Source organism: Synechococcales cyanobacterium T60_A2020_003 (genome assembly GCA_015272205.1).
In the GTDB taxonomy this organism is placed as follows: domain Bacteria; phylum Cyanobacteriota; class Cyanobacteriia; order RECH01; family RECH01; genus JACYMB01.
In genome coordinates, this window is record JACYMB010000268.1 from 1 (window position 1) to 4,428 (window position 4,428).

At 53.3% G+C, this 4,428-nt stretch carries 5 protein-coding genes; all 5 read left to right on the top strand.

Features of this window, described 5'->3' with window-relative positions:
* A partial coding sequence (locus tag IGR76_13435) for a UvrB/UvrC motif-containing protein (GenBank protein MBF2079479.1) occupies positions 1-1,008 on the top strand: 1,008 nt, incomplete at its 5' end.
* A gap of 91 nt (positions 1,009-1,099) precedes the next feature.
* Entirely contained in the window at positions 1,100-2,155 is a 1,056-nt protein-coding gene (locus IGR76_13440; GenBank protein MBF2079480.1) for an AI-2E family transporter, read from the top strand.
* 6 nt (positions 2,156-2,161) lie between these two features.
* Positions 2,162-2,608 carry a universal stress protein gene (locus IGR76_13445; GenBank protein MBF2079481.1) on the top strand — a complete coding sequence of 149 codons (447 nt, stop codon included), beginning with the start codon at positions 2,162-2,164 and terminating at the stop codon, positions 2,606-2,608.
* Between the two features lie 147 nt (positions 2,609-2,755).
* Positions 2,756-4,069, top strand: a complete 1,314-nt coding sequence (locus IGR76_13450) for a cysteate synthase (GenBank protein ID MBF2079482.1) — start codon at positions 2,756-2,758, stop codon at positions 4,067-4,069.
* Between the two features lie 115 nt (positions 4,070-4,184).
* Positions 4,185-4,428, top strand: a 244-nt coding sequence (locus tag IGR76_13455; protein MBF2079483.1) for a GH3 auxin-responsive promoter family protein, incomplete at its 3' end; no start/stop codon positions are given.

Sequence of the window (4,428 nt, forward strand, 5' to 3'; positions counted from 1 at the left end):
GATCGCTCTCGCAAAATGACCCTAATCGATCACGGGTTCCGGTTGCCCAGTGCCGCCGATAACCGACCGCTGAAGTCTGAGGAGTTTTGGAATAAGGTGGATCAGTGTGTCTTTGTGTCGGCCACTCCGGGGGAATGGGAACTGGAACAGTCGGACGGCAAGATGGATGTGAGTGGGGACGAGAAAAAGCCGATTAAGCTCTATGTTCCCGGAACGGGTCGCATTGTGGAACAGGTGATCCGTCCCACAGGAGTTCTCGATCCGGAGATCTTTGTGCGTCCGACCGAGGGACAGGTGGACGATCTCTTGGGCGAAATTCAGGAGCGGGTGAAGCGGGGCGAACGGACGCTGATCACGACTCTGACCAAGCGCATGGCGGAGGACTTGACCGAGTATTTTCAAGAAAGGGGGGTGCGGGTACGCTATCTCCACTCAGAAATTAACTCCATTGAGCGGATCGAAATTCTCCAAGATTTGCGGGGGGGAGAGTTTGACGTGCTGATTGGGGTGAACCTGCTGCGGGAAGGACTGGACTTGCCGGAGGTCTCTCTGGTTGCCATTCTGGATGCCGACAAAGAGGGATTTCTACGTGCCGAGCGATCGCTCATTCAGACGATTGGACGGGCGGCGCGGCACGTTCGTGGACAGGCGATTCTCTATGCGGATAACCTTACGGACAGCATGGCGCGAGCGATCAGCGAAACGGAGCGTCGTCGCGCCATTCAGATGGCCTACAACGAGAAACACGGCATTACTCCGCAACCCATTATCAAACGATCTAACAACTCGATCCTGCAATTTCTGGAAGTGTCGCGGCGGATCTCGGCGCAGGAGTTGGAGGAGATCTTCGAACATTCCGATGACTTGTCGCTGGAGGATATTCCCGATCTAATCGTGAAGCTAGAAGCCGAAATGAAGGACGCTGCTAAAAAACTGGAGTTTGAAGAGGCGGCCAAATTGCGCGATCGCATCAAACAGTTGCGCGATCGCCTCCTGGGCAAGCACTAAAAACCTGCCCAGGGCTAACCATAGCCATCTCATCAATCGGCTCTATACTTGGGCTAGTTCTCTTGGACTAGGAAGCGAGTCTGTGGGCTGAATGGGCGACAATCATCAACATGTACTGTGGGAAAACGTTTGGGCATGGTTCACGAATACCCGACTAATCCGGCTGATCCTGCTCTTTGCCCTGGGCTGGGTCCTGGTGCAAGTGCTGGAGTTTTTTCGGCCTGTCATTGTTATCTTTACCTTTGCCGCCATTTTGGCGTTTCTGCTAGGGTATCCGGTGCATTGGCTACAGCACTTCATTCCTCGCGGTATTGCGGTGCTTGGCGTGTTTGTTGTAACGCTTCTTCTCTTAAGTGGATTTGCCTTTACGATCGGAGTTACGGTATTAGCACAGGGGCAACAACTCCTCACTCAGGCTCCTGAATGGATTGATGCCTCCATTGCGCTGTTGACCCAGCTTCAGGATATGTTGACCAGCGTTAACCTAGAGGTCGATTTCACCCAGCTTGGTGAACAATTTCGCACCCAAGCCCTGTCAGGTGTTGGCGTTGGGTTGGGACTTTTGCAAGCCTTTTTCTTGCGCTTGGTGGATCTAATCCTGATTTCGGTGATTGCATTTTTTATGCTGCTCGATGGCGATCGCCTGTGGACTTACCTCATTCAATCAGTTCCATCGGACTATCGCGATCGCGTCTCCGACTCAATTCGGCAAAATCTTTTAGGGTTCTTCTGGGGACGCTTTTTGCTTTCCGTATTTTTCAGCGCTTCCTGCCTCGTCGCCTTTTGGTTTTTGAAAGCTCCCTACGCGTTACTGCTATCGGCGATCGCAGGTTTGTTGGATCTGATTCCTGGCATCGGCGCAACGTTGGGAGTTAGTCTGATTGCCCTCATTCTGTTGCCGAATGGGATTTGGCTCAGCGTTACGGTGATTGTCGTGTGTATTCTGCTGCAACAGGTGCAGGAAAACATTCTGCTTCCCCACATCATGCAAGGATCCATCAATATGAATCCTGTAGTGATGTTTTTTGCGTTGCTAGTCGGGTTTCAAATTGCTGGATTATTGGGACTATTTCTAGCCACCCCAATCGCAGGCGTACTCATCAGTTTGTTTAATATTGATGCAATGAAAGGAAACCAAAGGAGTTAACCCACCATGCAAACCTCATCTGGACTGCAACTCTTATCAATGGATCGAGTTCTCGTTCCTACTGATTTTTCAGACGAAGCCTCGAAAGCTCAGGAGAATGCCCTGGCATCGGTTCGCGATCCATCGTGCTTGCATGTGCTGCACGTGCTGCCACGGCTGAATCCGGGGGATCCGGGGATGACTTGGCACACCGTTGATGATCAAACGCGCACCGACCATGTGAAGCAGTATTTCCGTGAGCATTATGCTGATCCAGCCTATGAGCGTGTCCATCTCAGTGTAGTGATTGGTGATCCCGCGACGGAAATTACCCACTATGCCAAAGAGAATCAAATTAGCCTGATCGTGATTCCATCCCACGGTCGTGTGGGGGTATCCCGCTTTTTGATGGGATCGGTGGCGGAACGGGTGGTGCGGTTGGCTCCGTGTCCGGTGCTGGTGTTGCGCCAGTGAGCAGTAGTATCCCCCTCCCAAATGCATCAACTGTCACACAGATTCGCCACGAATTGGAAACCCCTACTGTAGTATCGATAAATCCCTAGCTGACGACGTTGACATTTATCGAGGGATTCGTCTCTAACGATGCCCAAAACTCCTGAAATGCCTAGTAGACAGAGCGATCGCCCGCACTACGTTCTCCGTTGCACCCACTGCGGCGCAAACTATCCAGCCGATCCGTTCCGTCTTCATTGTGATAAAGAGCATCGTCCTGCACTCCTGAGGGCGGAGTACAGCGCAAAAACATTGCAGGTTCGGCTCCAGCAGCCCGGTATTTTTCGATATTCAGATTGGCTCCCGGTGGGACGTTCCCTAAACTTAATGGGCAAGCCGATGGTCTACGAAAGCAAAGGGTTAGCCCAGCACCTAGGGTTGAGCAATCTATACGTTAGTTTTAATGGCTACTGGCCGGAACGAGATGCCCAACTGACAACGGGTTCGTTTAAAGAGCTAGAAGCCGCAACCGTTCTAGCGCGAATTCCCGAAGGTCACGATCGCACCCTTGTGATTACGTCGGCAGGCAACACAGGTAGAGCCTTTGCAACGCTGTGCTCTCAGTTGCAGATTCCTCTACTGCTGATCATTCCCGAAAAGAATTTGAACGCCATTTGGTCACCGCAACCGTTTAACCCCAACGTGCGCCTGATTGCCATTGATGGGGACTACTCCGACGCGATCGCCCTTGGGCAACAGATTAGCCAAATGGATGCCTTTTTCCCCGAAGGTGGCGCGGCTAACGTGGCGCGGCGGGATGGCATGGGGCTGACCGTCATCGATGCGGTGGCAACCCTCAGACGCATTCCCGATCACTATTTTCAAGCGGTTGGATCGGGAACGGGTGGCATTGCGGCCTGGGAAGCAACGCAGCGATTGCTGCGAGATGGACGATTTGGGTCGCGGCGGATGCGGTTGCACCTCGCGCAGAATAGTCCGTTTACGCCGATGGTGCAGGCTTGGAACGCAAAATCGCGATCGCTCCTCCCCTCCAGCGAGGCTCTGGATAAAGCCCAAATTCAGCAAGTGACGGCTACGGTGTTGACCAATCGCAATCCGGCCTATTCCCTGCGCGGAGGGCTATACGAAGCACTCCGGGATACGCGGGGATCGATGTATGCGGTGATGAACGATGAAGCGGCACGGGCACGACATTTGTTTGAAATGCTAGAGGGGATCGATATTTGTCCGGCATCGAGCATGGCAACGGCAGCCTTGATCCGGGCGGTAGAAGCGGGACAGGTTCGCAAGCAAGACTCTATCCTGCTCAATATCACCAGCGGCGGCTCGAAGCGTATGCAGCATGAGCATCCCTCTCACCTTCTCGAACCGACGTGGCGAGTTCCGGCAGGACACTCCTTACCGGACGATCTGATGGAGGCGTTGCAGAATTCGTCTGCGCTGACGGCTCGCATTCCGTAGCCTGTGTATAAGAGAGATGAGTAGATCCACGAATCCTAGGTGTTCTTCATCTCCTGACTGATTGCCCCCGATTGCCCAGTTTGAATGTAGACTTCTTCGTTCTCTATCCCAAGCTATGACAGATTTTGCGCTACCTGTACTAGCGGCGATCGCCCGTCGCAACAAAGCCGTGTTGCTGCGCCAAACTCAACGTGTGGAGGCGGTACAGGCTCAGTTTTTGCGATCGCTCCTGCACACCTATCGGAACACGGCCTTTGCCCGTGAAAACGGTCTGTCGGATGTTCGCACCGTAGATCAGTTTCGGGAACGCATCCCCGTCCAGCCCTACAGTGCGTTTGCGCCCTACACCGAACGGATGG